Below are 16588 nucleotides of genomic sequence, written 5' to 3'. Positions count from 1 at the left end.
GGCTGATAGGGATGAGAGAAGGCCGGCGGTAGAAGCCTAACGCACCCCAATTTCCTGGCCCAGTCCGCCCGGCATGTCATCATTGCTGAAGGCGGCGGCAAGCGGGCTCGGCAAGGCCTGTTCGACGATCGCCGACACCAGTCCGTGCAGCCGGCTGCCGGTGCCGAAGATCTCGTCCAGGGCCTGCTGCGCCGTCTCGATATGCCGGTCGATGCGGCGGCGGGCGGAGTCGCGGCCGATGATCGACAGGATGGTCGACTTGCCCTCGTCCTTGCCGATGTCCTTGCCGGTGAGGCCAGGGTTCGCCGCCAGGTCGAGAAAGTCGTCGAGCAGCTGGAAGGCGTGGCCGAGTTCCTCGGCGAAGCTGCGCAGTCTTGCGCGGGTCGCCGCATCCGCCCCGGCGATGACGCCGCCGATCTCGACGGCCGCCGAAAACAGCGCGCCGGTCTTCAACCCGTTGGCCGCCTGGATTTCGGCCACCGCGCGCCGCGTCTTTCCGCGGCGAAGGTCGTCGAACTGGCCGCCGACGAGGCCAGCGACACCCACCGCCTTCGCCAGGATCGAGATCGCGTCGAGCCGTCCGGCGGCGGGAATGTCGGAGATTTCCGAGATCAGCTGGTAGGCAAGGCTCACCGCCGAGATCGAGACGAGAACCGCGATGTCCTCGCCATGTCCGACATGAACGGCCGGCAGGCCGCGCCGCAGCTTGGCGTTGTCCATGCACGGCAGGTCGTCGAGCACCAGCGACGCCGCGTGGACCAGCTCGACCGCGCAGCCGGCATCGATCGCCGAAAGGGCGTTGCCGCCAAGATCCTCGGCCGTCAGCACCGTCATCAGCGGCCGCAGCCGCTTTCCGGGCGCTAGCACGCCGTCACGCATCGCCGCGTCGAGCGCGGAGTGGCCGGGCAGCACGGGCGGCAGCAGGGCGGCAAGGCGCAGGTCGATCTGACGGCGGTAGAGCGTCAGGCCCGTCGTCGCATCCACATTCATTGCCGACTTCTCGCTTCGCTCTGTCTCATCTGGGCCTTTTTACCAGTTACCACCTATACTTGACCCTTGCAGCCGCGGTGCCAAGTGCCGAAACTGTGGGCAGATGGGTTTTACCCCGCCGCGAGAGCGGGCAAAGCGCCGCCAGCGCCGGCCGTGCGCCCCGAGAGATGAAGGATTGCAGGGCGTTGACCAGCCAGAGCGAGACCGGCAAGGCGGACGATATCGGCGCCCGCAAGAGCGACCATCTCGACATCGTGTTGACGCCCCGGCTCGCGGCGCGGCATGCCGATGCCGGGTTCGACGCCATCCGATTCGAGCACTGCGCCTTGCCGGAGCTCGATCTCGGCGGGATCGATCTCTCCTCGCGCTTCCTCGGCAAGCCGCTCGCGGCGCCGCTCCTAATCTCGTCGATGACCGGTGGGCCGGCGCGGGCGGCGCGGATCAATGCGCATCTGGCGGAAGCGGCGCAAGCGCTCGGCATCGCCTTGGGCGTCGGTTCGCAGCGCATCGCCCTCGAGGGCGCCGCTTTCGGAGGCCTCGACCGATCGCTCCGTGCGCTGGCGCCGGACGTCGTTCTGCTCGCCAATATCGGCGCCGCGCAGCTCCTCGAGGGCGGGCTCGACGTGGCGTGTCGGGCGGTGGCGATGATCGAGGCGGATGCGCTGATCGTCCACCTCAACCCGCTGCAGGAGGCGGTGCAGACCGGCGGCGACCGGGACTGGCGTGGCGTCCTCGTCGCGATCGGTGATCTCGTCCGGAGCCTTGGCGTGCCGGTAGTGGTCAAGGAGGTCGGCGCCGGCCTGTCCGCCTCGGTTGCGCGGCGGCTGGTCGAGGCCGGCGTCGCGGTCATCGACGTCGCCGGCGCCGGCGGCACCAGTTGGGCGGCGGTGGAGGCGGAGCGTGCGGCGAGCCTTTCGGAACGCCGCACGGCGCTGATGTTCGCCGACTGGGGTATCCCGACGGCGGAGGCGATCGCCGGGGTGCGCGCGGCTTGCCCGGATGTCGTGCTGGTCGGCTCCGGCGGGGTCCGCTCGGGGCTCGATGCGGCCAAGGCGATCCGGCTCGGCGCCGACATCGCCGGACAGGCGGCGGCGAGCCTTGCCAGCGCCGACGTCTCGACGGAGGCGGTGGTGGCGCATTTCTCGGAGGTCATCGACCAGCTGCGGATCGCCTGCTTCTGCACCGGCTCGGCCGATCTCGCCGCCCTCCGGCGTGCGCCGCTGCTCTAGACTTCAGCGATAGAGCATCTCTGCTGCATTCTTTCGATTGCATGAGCCCTGGCAAAGTCCGCGCGCGTCAATCGATCGCCTGGCCGTCGGGATAGAGCCGTGCCAGCAGCGGCAGGAACTGGGCGCCGCGCTGGGTAAGGAAATCGGTGAAGGCGCGTTCGGCCGGAGCCGAGGCGTGGTCGCTGCGCGAGACCGCGAACCATTGCCGCCGGATCGGCATGTCGGCGACGTCGAGCACCGCCAGCCGGTGCATCTCGACCTCGAACTCGATGGTGTGAGCGGAGATGAAGGCGATGCCGAGCCCTGCCATCACCGCCTGCTTGATCGTCTCGTTGGAGCCCATCTCCACGACCTTGTTCTCGAGCGCGTCGGGAATGCCGGCGAAGAAGCGCTCGAGCGAGGAGCGGGTGCCCGAGCCCGGCTCGCGGATGATGATCGTCTCCTCCAGAAGACGCGGCTTATCGATGGCGCGCGCCGTCACCAGCGGATGGTCGGGCGCCGAGATCATCACCAATGGATGGTCGCCGAAGGCGCTTGCGGACACCTGGAACTCGCGCGGCGGCCGGCCCATCAAGGCGATGTCGAGCTGGTAGTTGCGCAGCTTCTCGACGATCTCCTCGCGGTTGCCGACGAGCAGCTTGATCTCGATCGCCGGGAAATCCCGGGCAAAGCCCGCGATCATCCGGGGCGCGAAATACTTCGCCGTCGACACGACCCCGAGTCGGATCGAGCCGTGCCGCAGGCCCTTGATCGCGTCGATGTCGTCCTGCAGCGTCTGCAGCACGGTCTCGATCGCGTTGGCCGCGCGCAGGGCCGCCCGTCCGGCCTCGCGCAGCTGCATGCCGTCGCTGGTCCGGTCGAACAGGGCGACGCCGAGGTCCTCCTCGACCTGCTTGATCTGCAGCGTGATGGCGGGAGCGGTGAGGCCGAGCTTCCGGGCAGCGGCGGCGATCGTGCCGTGCTGGTAGATGGCCTGGACCGAGCGAAGCTGGCGAAGGGTGAGGGTGCGCATTTCCCATGCATAATAAAACTGACTGCGAGTGTAAATAGAATAAATTTTACTAACGGCATCGCGCCGGCCATAGTCTGAGGGTAATCGGTGAACGGGGACGAAGAGCCCCGAACCGACAGGGAGAAATGCATGGCATCGTCGCTAGACGCGCATCTCGGCTCATATGCCGGGACCGATCCGCTTCGGCTGAAAGTCGCCGAAACCCTCCGTCATCTCGCCGGGGCCGCCATCAAGGTCCGCAACACCATCATCGCCGGTGGTAGCGGCGACCATTTTGGCCAGTCCCGCGACGTCGCCAATGCCGGCGGCGACATCCAGAAGGAACTCGACGTCGTCGCCGACAAGGTGTTCCTCGAGGCCGCCACCGCCTCCGGCATCGCCTTCTACGGTTCGGAGGAGCAGGAGGAGCCGGTTCGGCTCGCCGAGGGCGGCGCGCTGGCGCTCGCGATCGATCCGCTGGACGGCTCGTCGAACATCGAGACCAACGTCTCGATCGGCACGATCTTTTCCATTCTGCCAGCCGAGGGAATGGATGCCGCGTCCGTCTTCTGCCAGCCGGGCACGAAGCAGCTGGGCGCCGGCTTCTTCATCTACGGACCGCAGCTTCTTCTCGTAATGAGCGTCGGCAACGGCACGCACATCTTCACCTTCTCGCCGTCCTTCGGCGGCTTCGTCGAGTTGAAGGCCTCCGTCGAGGTCGCCGACCGGGCGCACGAGTTCGCCATCAACGCCTCCAACTACCGTCACTGGGACGAGGCGATGCGGCTCTACATCGACGATTGCCTGGCCGGCGCCGAGGGACCGCGCGAGCGCGACTTCAATATGCGCTGGATCGCCTCGATGGTTGCCGACTGCTACCGCATCCTGATCCGCGGCGGCATCTTCCTCTACCCGGGCGACGGCCGGAAGGGCTACGCCAAGGGCCGCCTGCGGCTTTGCTACGAAGCCAACCCGATCGCCTTCTGCATGGAGAATGCCGGCGGCAGCGCGACCGACGGCGTCACCCGCATCCTCGACATCGTGCCAGAGAGCTTGCACGTGCGCACGCCGCTGGTCTGCGGCTCCAAGCGCGAGGTCGCCCGTGTCACCCGCTACCTGACGGATCCCTCGGGCATTGGCGAGCGATCGCCGCTGTTCGGCAAGCGGAGCCTGTTCAGGGCCTAACATTCGACGTCGACGGCTTCTGGGAGGAACCGAGCATGTCCGCAAAGCACCCGATCATCGCGATCACCGGCTCGTCCGGCGCGGGCACGACATCGGTCAAGAATACCTTCGACCAGATTTTTCGGCGCGAGATCGTCAACGCCGTCTACATCGAGGGCGATGCCTTCCACCGCTACGACCGCCAGGCGATGAAGGAGAAGATCGCCGAGGAAGACGCCAAGGAGAACCGGCACTTCTCGCATTTCGGCCCCGAGGCCAACATCCTGGAAAAGCTTCAGGAAGTGTTCGCGGAATACGGCCGCAAGGGCCGGGGCGAGACGCGCCGCTACATCCACGACGACGCGGAGGCCAAGGTCTACGGCTGCGCGCCGGGGACGTTCACCGACTGGTCGGCGTTCTCGGACGAGAGCGACCTCCTGTTCTACGAGGGCCTGCACGGCTGCGTGCGGACCGGCACGGTGGACCTTGCCGCCCATGTCGATCTGAAGATCGGCGTCGTGCCGGTCATCAACCTCGAATGGATCCAGAAGATTCACCGGGACAAGGCGTCGCGCGGCTACTCCACCGAGGCGGTCATGGACGTGATCCTGCGCCGCATGCCGGACTACATCAAATACATCTGTCCGCAGTTCGCGCTGACGGACATCAACTTCCAACGCGTGCCGATCGTCGATACATCGGATCCGTTCATCGCCCGGTGGATCCCCACCGCCGACGAATCAATGATCGTGATCCGCTTTGCCCGTCCGCGGGGTATCGACTTTCCGTACCTGCTCTCGATGATTCCGAACTCGTTCATGTCGAGAGCGAACTCCATCGTGGCCCCGGGCAACAAGCTCGACCTCGCCATGCAACTGATCCTGACGCCGCTCATCCTGCAGCTCATCGAGCGCAAGCGCCGCGCGGCCTGAGACCCGAAAGAGACCGATGTCCACCACCTCAGCCAAGCCCGATCCGAAGACCGTCGACCAGGACGCCCGCGACATGGCGAACGCCATCCGCGCTTTGACGATGGACGCCGTCCAAAAGGCCAATTCCGGCCATCCCGGCATGCCGATGGGCATGGCCGACGTCGCCTCGGTGCTGTTCCGCGACTTCGTCAAGATCGATCCCTCGAACCCGACCTGGCCCGACCGCGACCGCTTCATCCTGTCGGCCGGCCACGGCTCGATGCTGCTCTATGCCGTCCATCATCTGCTCGGCTATTCCGACATGGACATCGACCAGTTGAAGAGTTTTCGCCAGATCGGCTCGCGCACCGCGGGCCATCCGGAATACGGCCATGCGCTGGGCATCGAGACTACCACCGGCCCGCTCGGCCAGGGTCTGGCCACCGCCGTCGGCATGGCGCTGGCCGAGCGGCTCGCCAATGCCCGCTTCGGCGACGCAATGGTCGACCACCACACCTATGTCATCTGCGGGGATGGCTGCCTTCAGGAGGGCATCAGCCACGAGGCGATCGATCTCGCCGGGCACCTGAAGCTGAACAAGCTGATCGTGCTTTGGGACGACAACAACATCTCGATCGACGGGCGCACCTCGCTGTCGACCTCGATGGACCAGATCAAGCGCTTCGAGGCCGCTGGCTGGACCGCCGTCTCGATCGACGGGCTCGATGACGATGCCATCCGCGACGCCATCGCCACCGCCCGCAACTCCGACAAGCCGGCGCTGATCGCCTGCCGCACCATCATCGGCTACGGCGCGCCGAAGCTGCAAGGCACCGAGAAGACCCACGGCGCGCCGCTCGGCGCCGAGGAGATCGCCGGGGCGCGCAAGGCGCTGATCTGGGAGTCCGAGCCCTTCGTCCTGCCGGAGGCCGTGGTCAAGGGCTGGCGCAAGGTCGGCGAAAAGGGCGCCGAGGCCCGCGCTGACTGGGAGAAGCGCGTCGAAGGCTCGAACCGCGCGGAAGAGTTCCGCCGCCACGCCGCGACGACGCTGCCGCACGATTTTGCCGAGACCATGCAGGCCTTCCGCGAGAAGCTCTCGACCGAGCAGCCGAAGATCGCGACCCGCAAGTCGTCCGAGGCGACGCTGCAGGTCATCAACGACGCCACCGACATCACCATCGGCGGCTCGGCCGACCTGACGCATTCGGTGTTTACCCTCACCAAGGGCATGACCTCGGTCACCCCCGGCGACTATTCCGGCCGCTACATCCACTACGGCATCCGCGAGCACGGCATGGCCGCGGCGATGAACGGTCTCGCGCTGCACGGCGGCTTCATCCCCTATGGCGGCACCTTCCTGGTCTTCTCCGACTATGCCCGCGGCGCGATCCGGCTCTCCGCCCTGATGGGACTGCGCGTCATCTACGTCCTGACGCATGACTCTATCGGCCTTGGCGAAGACGGCCCGACGCATCAGCCGATCGAGCACCTCGCCATGCTCCGGGCGACGCCGAACCTCCTCGTCTTCCGCCCGGCGGATGCGATCGAGACCGCGGAAGCCTGGGAAATCGCGATGACCGAGACCAAGCGCCCGTCGGTACTGTCGCTGTCGCGCCAGAACCTGCCGACGCTGCGCGGCGGCGACGTCGCCGAGAACCGCACCGCCAAGGGCGCCTATGTCCTGCGCGAAGCGGAGGGCGGCGAGCGCCAGCTGACAATTCTCGCCACCGGTTCGGAGGTCGAGCTGGCGATTGCCGGCGCCGAGAAGCTGAAGGCCGAGGGCATCCGCGTCGCCGTCGTCTCCATGCCGTCCTGGGAGCTCTTCCTCGAGCAGGACGCGGCCTACCGCGCTTCCGTGCTCGGCACCGCGCCGCGCATCGGCGTCGAGGCGGCCGCCCGCTTCGGCTGGGACCGCTGGATTGGCGATAACGGCCGCTTCATCGGCATGAACTCCTTCGGCGCTTCGGGTCCGGCACCGCTCCTCTACGAGCACTTCGGCATCACCGCCGAGGCGATCCTTGCCGCCGGCAAGGAGCTGGTGGCTTGAGCGGCGGACAGCTGCGCCCGAGCGAGGGCGTCGACGTCGCCGGCAAGACGGTGCTGATCCGCGCCGACGTGAACGTGCCGATGCAGGACGGCGTCATCACCGATGCGACCCGCCTCGAGCGCTTCGCCCCGACGGTGACGGACCTCGCCAACCGCGGCGCGCGGGTGGTCGTGCTCAGCCATCTCGGCCGGCCAAAAGGCGAGGTGAACCCGCACTTCTCGCTGCGGCCAGTGGCCGAGAAGCTCGGCGAGATCCTCGGGCGGCCGGTACAATTCGCGGCGGACTGCGTCGGCATCGAGGCCGAGAAGGTCGCCGGCGCGCTGAAGGACGGCGAGGTCGCCGTCCTCGAGAACCTGCGTTTCCACGCCGAAGAGGAAGCCAACGACAAGACCTTCGCGCTGCGCCTCTCGGCGCTCGGCGACATCTACGTCAACGACGCCTTCTCCTGCGCCCACCGGGCGCATGCCTCGACCTACGAACTGGCGACGATCCTGCCGGCCTATGCCGGGCCTTCTCTCATGGCCGAGGTGAAGGCGCTGGAGGCCGCGCTCGACACGCCGAAGCGGCCGGTGGCCGCGCTCGTCGGCGGGGCGAAGGTGTCCTCGAAGATCGGCGTCTTGGAGTTCCTGGTGCCGAAGATGGACCACCTCGTCATCGGCGGCGGCATGGCGAACACTTTCCTTGCTGCGCAGGGCCACGATGTCGGCAAGTCGCTGTACGAGCCGGACGCCATGGAGACGGCCAAGAAGGTGATGGCGATGGCGGAAGGCGCGGGGTGCACGCTGCATCTGCCGGTCGATGTCGTCGTCGCCCGCGAGTTCAAGGCGAATGCCGCGAACGAGTCGGTCGCCATCTCCGCCATCCCGTCGGACGCCATGGCGCTCGACGTCGGGCCGAAGACCGTTGCCGCGATCAACGCGGCGCTCGAGACCTGCGCCACGCTTCTGTGGAACGGACCGCTCGGCGCCTTCGAGATCGAGCCGTTCAACGCCGCCACCAATGCGGTGGCGCAGACGGCGGGCAAGCTCACCAAGGCCGGCCGGCTGATCACGGTCGCCGGCGGCGGCGACACGGTGGCGGCGCTGAACGCTGCCGGCGTCGCCGACGACTTCACCTACCTGTCCACGGCGGGCGGGGCCTTCCTCGAATGGCTCGAGGGGCGCGACCTGCCGGGGATCGAGATCCTGAAGACCCAGTCCACCATGACATAGGAGTATCCCCGATGGCCAAGATCACACTTCGCCAGCTTCTCGACCATGCCGCCGACTACGACTACGGCGTTCCTGCCTTCAACATTAACAACATGGAGCAGGGCCTCGCCATCATGAAGGCGGCGGCGAAGTGTGATGCCCCGGTCATCCTCCAGGTGTCCCGGGGCGCCAGGGCCTATGCCAACGACATCATGCTGTCCAAGATGATGGACGCGCTGGTGGAGATGTACCCGACCATTCCGGTCTGCATCCACCAGGACCACGGCAATGACGAGGCGACCTGCCTCACCGCGATCCGCCACGGCTTCACCTCGGTGATGATGGACGGATCGCTCGAGGCGGACGCCAAGACGCCCGCCTCCTACGATTACAATATCGCGATCACCGAGCGGGTGACGCGGATGGCGCACTGGGTCGGCGCGTCCGTCGAGGGCGAGCTCGGCGTGCTCGGCTCGCTGGAGAGCGGGCAAGGCGAGGCGGAGGACGGACACGGCGCCGAAGGGGTGCTGAGCCACGACCAGCTGCTGACCGATCCCGACCAGGCGGTCGACTTCGTCCGCCGCACCGGCGTCGACGCGCTCGCCATCGCCATGGGCACCTCGCACGGCGCCTACAAGTTTACCCGCCAGCCGGACGGCGACATCCTGGCGATGGGGATCATCGAGGAGATCCACCGCAAGCTGCCGAACACCCATCTCGTGATGCACGGCTCCTCCTCGGTGCCGCAGGCGCTGCAGGACGTCATCAACCGCTATGGCGGCGAGATGCCCCAGACCTGGGGCGTGCCGGTCGAGGAGATCGTCCGCGGCATCCGCCACGGCGTGCGCAAGGTGAACATCGACACCGACTGCCGCATGGCCATGGCCGGGCAGTTCCGGAAGATCGCAATGGAGCGGCCGCAGGAGTTCGACCCGCGAAAATTCCTGCAGCCGGCGATGGACGCGCTCGAAGCGCTCTGCGCCGACCGCAACGAGCAGTTCGGCACCGCCGGCAAGGCATCGATGATCCGCTGCATCGGCCTCGACGCGATGGCGAAACGCTATCAGCGCGGCGAACTGGATCCACAGACAGGGCTGCAGCAAGCGGCCGCCTGAGAGCATCTGCGGCCCGCCGCAGCCTGAACAACCGAAACCTACCTGCGGCACGCCGCAGCTTCACCCGTCGAGCCCGACCGCGGCCCCGCCGCGGAACGACCCGTCACGTCTATGCAATGGGCATTTGGAGGAAACGACCATGCAAGAGAAGTCGCAAACCGTTACCGGCAAGGACCGCTACAAGTCCGGCGTCATGGAATACAAGAAGATGGGCTACTGGGAGCCCGACTACGTCCCGAAGGACACGGACGTCATCTGCTGCTTCCGGATTACCCCGCAGGACGGTGTCGACCCGATCGAGGCGGCCGCCGCCGTCGCCGGCGAGTCCTCGACCGCGACCTGGACGGTGGTCTGGACCGACCGGCTGACCGCGGCCGAGAAGTACCGCGCGAAGGCCTACCGCGTCGACGCAGTGCCGAACGCCGAGGGCAGCTACTTCGCCTACATCGCCTACGATCTCGACCTCTTCGAGAACGGCTCGATCGCCAACCTCACGGCCTCGGTCATCGGCAACGTCTTCGGCTTCAAGCCGCTGAAGGCGCTGCGGCTCGAGGACATGCGGCTGCCCACCGCCTACGTGAAGACCTTCCAGGGGCCCGCGACCGGCATCGTCGTCGAGCGCGAGCGGCTGGACAAGTTCGGCCGGCCGCTGCTCGGCGCCACGGTCAAGCCGAAGCTCGGCCTCTCCGGCCGCAACTATGGCCGCGTCGTCTACGAGGCGCTGAAGGGCGGGCTCGACTTCACCAAGGATGACGAGAACATCAACAGCCAGGCCTTCATGGATTGGCGCGAACGCTTCCTCTACTGCATGGAGGCGGTCAACAAGGCGCAGGCCGCCACCGGCGAGATCAAGGGCACCTACCTCAACGTCACCGCGGCGACGATGGAGGACATGTACGAGCGCGCCGAGTTCGCCAAGGAACTCGGCTCGACCATCGTCATGATCGACCTCGTCATCGGCTGGACGGCGATGCAGTCCATGGCGAAATGGGCGCGGCGCAACAACATGATCCTGCACCTTCACCGTGCCGGCCACTCGACCTACACGCGCCAGAAGACCCACGGCGTTTCCTTCCGCTGCATCGCCAAGTGGTCGCGGCTCGCCGGCGTCGACCACATCCATGCCGGCACGGTGGTCGGCAAGCTGGAAGGCGATCCCGCGACGACGAAGGGCTACTACGACCTCTGCCGCGACGAGTTCACGCCGCAGAACCTTTCCAACGGCATCTTCTTCGACCAGCCCTGGGCCTCGCTCAACAAGATGATGCCGGTCGCCTCGGGCGGCATCCATTGCGGGCAGATGCACCAGCTGCTCGACCTCCTCGGCGAGGACACGGTGCTGCAGTTCGGCGGCGGCACGATCGGCCACCCGATGGGCATCGGCGCGGGCGCCACGGCCAACCGCGTTGCGCTGGAATGCATGGTGCTCGCCCGCAACGAGGGGCGCGACATCGTCAACGAGGGCCCGGAGATCCTGGCGACCGCCGCCAAGACCTGCACCCCGCTGCGCCAGGCGCTGGATACCTGGAAGGACGTCACCTTCAACTACGCCTCGACCGACTCGCCGGACTACCAGGTCGCGGTGACGGCTGCCGCCTGATCCCCGCCGGGCTCCGTTTTGCGCCGGGCAGCCCTGCTGCCCGGTGCCAAAGCCCGAACCTCGCCAGACGTCCCGTGGCCGCGCGCACCGCGACGGCCGACCGCCAATCATCATGCCGAAAGGAACCATGCCATGCGCATTACCCAGGGCGCCTTCTCCTTCCTGCCCGACCTCACGGACACCCAGATCTCGGCGCAGATCCAGTACTGCATCGACAATGGCTGGGCGGTGAACATCGAGTTCACCGACGACCCGCACCCGCGCAACACCTATTGGGACATGTGGGGCCACCCGATGTTCGACGTGCCGGACGCGGCCGGCGTGATGATGGAGCTCGCCGAATGCCACAAGGTCTACGGCGGCCGCTACATTCGCGTCTCGGCCTTCGACTCCACCCATGGCTGGGAGTCGGTGAAACTCTCCTTCATCGTCAACCGCCCGGCCACCGAGCCCGGCTTCCGCCTCCGCCGCCAGGAGGCGAGCGGGCGCACGCTGCGCTACTCGACGGAAGGGTATTCGGTCGACCTGCCGGAGAGCGAGCGCTACCCGGCGTAATCAAAGGGCGGCGCTCTATGGCGCCCCCCTCTGGCCTGCCGGCCATCTCCCCCTCTAGGGGGGAGAGCAGCTGACCGCCGACGCCGCAACTGCCCGATCTCCCCCCTCGAGGGGGAGATGTCCGGCAGGACAGAGGGGGGCGAGCTGCCGCCCCCTTCGAACGATATCCCAAGGAGCGCGTCATGAGCACGACCACTGCCGAACCCATCACCGCCGAACCCGCGTCCCCGCCGCAAACCGTCGACCTCCGCCGCGAATACGAGGAGGCGGGCGTCGGCGAGGTGCTGGACGAGCTGGACCAGTCGCTGGTCGGCCTGAAGCCGGTGAAGCAGCGGATCAAGGAGACGGCGGCGCTGCTGTTGGTGGAGCGGGCGCGCAAGGCGATGGGCCTCGCGCACGATACGCCGACGCTGCACATGAGCTTCACCGGCAATCCCGGCACCGGCAAGACCACGGTGGCGATGAAGATGGCGAACCTCCTCCACCGGCTCGGCTACATCCGCAAGGGCCATCTCGTCTCCGTCACCCGCGACGATCTGGTCGGCCAGTACATCGGCCACACCGCGCCGAAGACGAAGGAAATCCTAAAGAAGGCGATGGGCGGCGTCCTGTTCATCGACGAGGCCTACTACCTCTACCGGCCCGACAACGAGCGCGACTACGGCCAGGAGGCGATCGAGATCCTCTTGCAGGTGATGGAGAACCAGCGCGACGACCTGGTGGTGATCCTCGCCGGCTATGCCGACCGGATGGACAAGTTCTTCGAGAGCAATCCGGGTTTCCGCTCCCGCGTCGCCCACCACATCGACTTTCCCGACTATTCCGACGGCGAGCTGCTGACGATTTCAGAGGGCATGCTGTCGCGCCAGAACTACACGCTGAGCCCGGAGGCAAAGGCGGTGCTGGAGCGCTATATCGGCGAGCGCCGCCAGCAGCCGCACTTCGCCAATGCCCGCTCAATCCGCAACGCGCTGGACCGGGCGCGGCTGCGCCAGGCGAACCGGCTGTTCGAAAGCGCGACCGGCCCCCTCAACGCGGCGCAATTGTCGTGTATCGAGGCGGTGGACATTTCGGTGAGCCGGGTCTTCGACGCCTCGCGCCGGCAGACCACCGCCGAGGCGCAGTAGCCGGTCCCGGCCAGAGCAGAACAAGGGAAGGGAATTCCATGGACCTCATCATTGCCCCGTCGATCCTTTCGGCCGATTTTGCCCGCCTGGGGCCCGAGGTGACGGATGTCGACAAGGCCGGCGCCGACTGGATCCACCTCGACGTGATGGATGGCCATTTCGTGCCGAACATCACTTTCGGCCCCGGCATCGTGAAGGCGATCCGCCCGGCATCGGCCAAGCTGTTCGACTGCCACCTGATGATCGAGCCGACCGACCTCTACCTCGAGGCCTTCGCGGAAGCGGGGGCCGACCTCATCACCGTGCATGCCGAGGCGACACGGCATCTCGACCGCTCGCTGCAGGCGATCCGCGGGCTCGGCAAGAAGGCCGGCGTCGCCCTGAACCCCTCGACGCCGGAAAGCGTCATCGCCTACGTCCTCGACCGCGTCGACCTCGTGCTCCTGATGACCGTCAATCCCGGCTTCGGCGGCCAGGCCTTCATCCCCGCGGTCGTCGACAAGGTCCGGCGGGTCAAGGCGATGATCGGCGACCGGCCGATCCACATCGAGATCGATGGCGGCGTGACGCCCGAGACGGCGCCGCTGGTGGTGGAAGCGGGCGCCAACGTCCTCGTTGCGGGATCTGCGATCTTCCGCGGCGGCACGCCGGCGCATTACGGGGCCAACATGAAGGCGATCCGCGAGAGCATCGCCGGGGCTCCCCGCCAAGCGGCCTGACGTCCTCCCCGTTGGACCGCTTTTGCCGCGCCGTCCGAGAATGGACCGCGCGGCTTTTTTGGGTTGGGGAGGATGACGCGGGGAGGGCAGCGGCGTTCCCCCGCGGAATCATTGATCGAAGTACCATCGTCCTTGGGGGGGCGGCGGGAGCGCAAAACCGTACCCATCGTCATCTCGCGCGCAGCTTGGGGATCCATGCCAAGCCGTCGAACAAGCGCGGCGTGGAGAGACATTCCCTCCCCCCTGAAGCGGACCGACGCGTCACTTGGGTGGCATGGGTCCCCGGCCTGCGGCCGAGGATGACGACCGCAAGCCGGGGAGACGTCCTTGAAAGTCCGGATGACCATTCCGGCCGTTGGTCTGCGGTTCTCTAACACCTCTTGACCTTCCTGTGGCTGGAAGCCCCATCTCTCGGGTCTGAGTTCGGGAGCCGCACATGAACGCCCACCATCATCCCCATGCCACCGATGCCGGTGTCACCCGCGATCCCGTCTGCGGCATGCTGGTCGATCTCGCGGCGAGCAAGCCCACGGCCGAGCGGGAAGGGCGGGTGTTTCACTTCTGCTGTGCCGGCTGCCGCACGAAATTCGAGGCCGATCCACAGGCCTATCTCTCCGCCACCGACCCGGTCTGCGGCATGACGGTCGACCGGGCGACGGCCGCGCACATGGCCAAGCACGAGGGTGAGAGGTTCTACTTCTGCTCCGCCGGCTGCCAGCAGAAGTTCGAGGCCGAACCGTCAGCCTATCTCGGCGATCGCCCTGCACCGCCACCGGTGCCGAAAGGCACGCTTTACACTTGCCCGATGCATCCCGAGGTGGTCAGCGACCATTTTGCCGATTGTCCGAAATGCGGCATGGCGCTGGAGCCGATGGGCGTGCCGGCCGCCGACGCTGGGCCGAACCCGGAACTTGTCGACTTCACCCGCCGGCTCTGGGTCAGCGTCGCCTGCGCCGTGCCGCTGCTGGTCCTCTCGATGGGGCCGATGCTCGGCTTGCCGGTGCGCGGCTGGATCGGCGAGCGGGCCGCCGTGCTGGCCGAGTTCGCGCTGGCGACGCCGGTGGTGCTGTGGGCCGCGCTCCCCTTCTTCCGCCGCGGTTGGCAGTCGCTGCTCAACCGCTCGCCCAACATGTGGACGCTGATCGCCCTCGGCGTCGGGGCGGCCTACCTCACCTCCGTCGTCGCGACCTTCCTGCCCGGCCTGTTTCCCGCCTCCTTCCGGCAAGGCGGGATGGCGATGGCCGAGGGGGCCGCGGGTGAGATGATGGGCGGCACGGTGCCGGTCTACTTCGAGGCGGCGGCGGTGATCGTCGCGCTCGTCTTCGTCGGCCAGATTCTCGAGCTGAAGGCGCGCGAGCGCACGGGATCGGCGATCCGGGCGCTGCTCGACCTCGCGCCGAAGACGGCGCGGCGGCTGTCGGCGGACGGCAGTGAGGCGGAGGTCGCGCTGGAGACGGTGGTGACGGGCGACCGGCTGCGGGTGCGGCCGGGCGAGAGCGTGCCGGTCGACGGCGTGCTGGTCGAGGGCCGCTCGGCGGTCGACGAGAGCATGCTGACCGGTGAGCCGCTGCCGGTCGAGAAAACCGTGGGCGACAAGGTTTCGGGGGGTACCCTGAACCGCACCGGCGGCTTCGTAATGGCCGCCGAGGCCGTCGGCTCGGACACGGTTCTGCAGCGGATCGTCGCCATGGTCGCGACTGCCCAGCGCTCGCGGGCGCCGATCCAGGGCCTTGCCGACCGGGTGGCCGGGGCCTTCGTGCCGGCCGTGGTGGCGGTGGCGGTGCTCGCCTTTGCCGCCTGGGCGCTGCTCGGGCCTGCGCCGGCGCTCGCCCATGCTGTGGTCGCCGCCGTGTCGGTGCTGATCATCGCCTGCCCCTGCGCGCTGGGGCTGGCGACGCCGATGTCGATCATGACCGCCACCGGCCGCGGCGCGCAGGCTGGCGTCCTCGTCAAAAGCGCCGAGGCGCTGGAGCGCTTTGCCGGCGTCGACACGCTGATCATCGACAAGACGGGCACGCTGACCGAAGGGCGACCGGTGCTCACCGACGTCGTCGCGCTCGACGGCAAGGGCGATGCGCTGCTGCGGCTGGCCGCCAGCCTCGAGCGCGGCTCGGAGCATCCGCTGGCCGAGGCGATCCTTGCCGGTGCCGCCGAAAAGGGGCTGACGCTGGCTGAGACGGCGGACTTCGAAGCCGTGACCGGCCAAGGCGTTCGCGGCCGGATCGACGGCAAGGTGGTATGTCTCGGCAACCGCAGGCTGATAGAGGACTGCGCGGGGCCGGGTTTTGCCGCGCTGAACGAGAAGGCCATGGGGCTCGAAGGTCTGGGTCGAACGGCGGTATTCATCGCGGTCGATCGCGCCGTCATCGGCCTTGTGGCGGTCGTCGATCCCATCAAGCCAGGCGCGGCCGAAGCCGTCCGGGCGCTGCAGGCCGAGGGGCTGAAGCTGGTCATGGCGACCGGCGACGCCGAGGGACCCGCCCGGCACGTCGCCCGGCAACTCGGCATCGCCGCCGTGCATGCCGCCCTGCGGCCCGAGGACAAGCAGGCGCTGGTGGCCCGGCTGCAGGCCGAGGGGCGCCGGGTGGCGGTGGCCGGCGACGGCGTCAACGACGCGCCGGCGCTTGCTGCAGCCGAGGTCGGCATCGCCATGGGCACCGGCGCCGACGTCGCCATCGAGAGCGCCGGGATCACGCTGGTGAAGGGTAATCTCGATGGCCTGCTGCGCGCCCGCCGCCTGTCCGAGGCGACGATCGCCAACATCCGGCAGAACCTCTTCTTCGCCTTCGCCTACAACCTCGTCGGCGTGCCGGTCGCCGCGGGCGTGCTCTACCCGCTGTTTGGCTGGCTGCTGTCGCCGATGCTGGCGGCGGCGGCGATGAGCCTATCCTCCGTATCAGTCATAGGAAACGCCTTGCGGCTGCGGACGGTGAAGCTTTAACGGCGTCCG

At 67.7% G+C, this 16588-nt stretch carries 13 protein-coding genes; 11 read left to right on the top strand and 2 right to left on the bottom strand.

The features are described 5' to 3' along the window. Positions 1 to 36: 36 nt before the first annotated feature. Positions 37 to 990, bottom strand: a complete 954-nt coding sequence (locus ACZLZQ_RS01610) for a polyprenyl synthetase family protein (RefSeq protein WP_472947813.1) — start codon at positions 988 to 990, stop codon at positions 37 to 39. A 167-nt stretch (positions 991 to 1157) separates the two neighbouring features. Between ACZLZQ_RS01610 and fni the strand changes: the two genes are divergently transcribed. Continuing rightward, entirely contained in the window at positions 1158 to 2219 is a 1062-nt protein-coding gene (gene fni, locus ACZLZQ_RS01605) for a type 2 isopentenyl-diphosphate Delta-isomerase (protein WP_472947812.1), read from the top strand. A gap of 67 nt (positions 2220 to 2286) precedes the next feature. Here the strand turns inward: fni and ACZLZQ_RS01600 are convergent, their stop codons facing one another. Continuing rightward, positions 2287 to 3231 carry a LysR family transcriptional regulator gene (locus ACZLZQ_RS01600; RefSeq protein ID WP_472947811.1) on the bottom strand — a complete coding sequence of 315 codons (945 nt, stop codon included), beginning with the start codon at positions 3229 to 3231 and terminating at the stop codon, positions 2287 to 2289. Positions 3232 to 3360: 129 nt separating this feature from the next. Between ACZLZQ_RS01600 and ACZLZQ_RS01595 the strand changes: the two genes are divergently transcribed. From ACZLZQ_RS01595 to ACZLZQ_RS01550, 10 genes are all read left to right on the top strand, one after another. Then, positions 3361 to 4395 carry a class 1 fructose-bisphosphatase gene (locus ACZLZQ_RS01595; RefSeq protein WP_472947810.1) on the top strand — a complete coding sequence of 345 codons (1035 nt, stop codon included), beginning with the start codon at positions 3361 to 3363 and terminating at the stop codon, positions 4393 to 4395. A 35-nt stretch (positions 4396 to 4430) separates the two neighbouring features. Further along, positions 4431 to 5306 (top strand): phosphoribulokinase, encoded by an 876-nt coding sequence (locus tag ACZLZQ_RS01590; protein ID WP_472947809.1) that lies wholly within the window; start codon positions 4431 to 4433, stop codon positions 5304 to 5306. A gap of 16 nt (positions 5307 to 5322) precedes the next feature. Then, entirely contained in the window at positions 5323 to 7332 is a 2010-nt protein-coding gene (tkt, locus tag ACZLZQ_RS01585; RefSeq protein ID WP_472932299.1) for a transketolase, read from the top strand. A gap of 11 nt (positions 7333 to 7343) precedes the next feature. Beyond that, on the top strand, positions 7344 to 8543 hold the full coding sequence (locus ACZLZQ_RS01580) for a phosphoglycerate kinase (protein ID WP_472948425.1): 1200 nt from the start codon (positions 7344 to 7346) through the stop codon (positions 8541 to 8543). Between the two features lie 11 nt (positions 8544 to 8554). Next, positions 8555 to 9637: a class II fructose-bisphosphate aldolase gene (gene fba / locus ACZLZQ_RS01575; RefSeq protein ID WP_472947807.1), complete on the top strand. Its 1083-nt coding sequence runs from the start codon at positions 8555 to 8557 to the stop codon at positions 9635 to 9637. Between the two features lie 139 nt (positions 9638 to 9776). Then, entirely contained in the window at positions 9777 to 11237 is a 1461-nt protein-coding gene (locus ACZLZQ_RS01570; protein ID WP_472932301.1) for a form I ribulose bisphosphate carboxylase large subunit, read from the top strand. 132 nt (positions 11238 to 11369) lie between these two features. Next, positions 11370 to 11792 (top strand): ribulose bisphosphate carboxylase small subunit, encoded by a 423-nt coding sequence (locus ACZLZQ_RS01565; RefSeq protein WP_472947806.1) that lies wholly within the window; start codon positions 11370 to 11372, stop codon positions 11790 to 11792. 182 nt (positions 11793 to 11974) lie between these two features. Further along, a complete protein-coding gene (cbbX, locus tag ACZLZQ_RS01560) occupies positions 11975 to 12919 on the top strand; it encodes a CbbX protein (protein ID WP_472947805.1) in 945 nt (314 codons plus the stop codon). 38 nt (positions 12920 to 12957) lie between these two features. After that, complete coding sequence (gene rpe / locus ACZLZQ_RS01555; protein ID WP_472932304.1) at positions 12958 to 13638, top strand: ribulose-phosphate 3-epimerase; 681 nt, start codon at positions 12958 to 12960, stop codon at positions 13636 to 13638. Positions 13639 to 14074: 436 nt separating this feature from the next. Then, entirely contained in the window at positions 14075 to 16579 is a 2505-nt protein-coding gene (locus ACZLZQ_RS01550; RefSeq protein WP_472947804.1) for a heavy metal translocating P-type ATPase, read from the top strand. The last annotated feature ends 9 nt before the right edge of the window (positions 16580 to 16588 follow it).

The sequence above is a fragment of the Mesocryomonas lacus genome (assembly GCF_055730105.2).
This window is presented reverse-complemented; position numbering and strand designations above follow the sequence as displayed.

Excerpts from the sequence above, each read along its gene's own strand:
- fba (WP_472947807.1), top strand. The coding sequence starts at position 8,555 with ATGGCCAAGATCACACTTCGCCAGCTTCTCGACCATGCCGCCGACTAC.
- ACZLZQ_RS01610 (WP_472947813.1), bottom strand. The coding sequence starts at position 990 with ATGAATGTGGATGCGACGACGGGCCTGACGCTCTACCGCCGTCAGATC.
- ACZLZQ_RS01600 (WP_472947811.1), bottom strand. The coding sequence starts at position 3,231 with ATGCGCACCCTCACCCTTCGCCAGCTTCGCTCGGTCCAGGCCATCTAC.
- ACZLZQ_RS01570 (WP_472932301.1), top strand. The coding sequence starts at position 9,777 with ATGCAAGAGAAGTCGCAAACCGTTACCGGCAAGGACCGCTACAAGTCC.
- ACZLZQ_RS01550 (WP_472947804.1), top strand. The coding sequence starts at position 14,075 with ATGAACGCCCACCATCATCCCCATGCCACCGATGCCGGTGTCACCCGC.
- ACZLZQ_RS01590 (WP_472947809.1), top strand. The coding sequence starts at position 4,431 with ATGTCCGCAAAGCACCCGATCATCGCGATCACCGGCTCGTCCGGCGCG.
- tkt (WP_472932299.1), top strand. The coding sequence starts at position 5,323 with ATGTCCACCACCTCAGCCAAGCCCGATCCGAAGACCGTCGACCAGGAC.
- ACZLZQ_RS01565 (WP_472947806.1), top strand. The coding sequence starts at position 11,370 with ATGCGCATTACCCAGGGCGCCTTCTCCTTCCTGCCCGACCTCACGGAC.
- rpe (WP_472932304.1), top strand. The coding sequence starts at position 12,958 with ATGGACCTCATCATTGCCCCGTCGATCCTTTCGGCCGATTTTGCCCGC.
- fni (WP_472947812.1), top strand. The coding sequence starts at position 1,158 with ATGAAGGATTGCAGGGCGTTGACCAGCCAGAGCGAGACCGGCAAGGCG.
- ACZLZQ_RS01595 (WP_472947810.1), top strand. The coding sequence starts at position 3,361 with ATGGCATCGTCGCTAGACGCGCATCTCGGCTCATATGCCGGGACCGAT.
- cbbX (WP_472947805.1), top strand. The coding sequence starts at position 11,975 with ATGAGCACGACCACTGCCGAACCCATCACCGCCGAACCCGCGTCCCCG.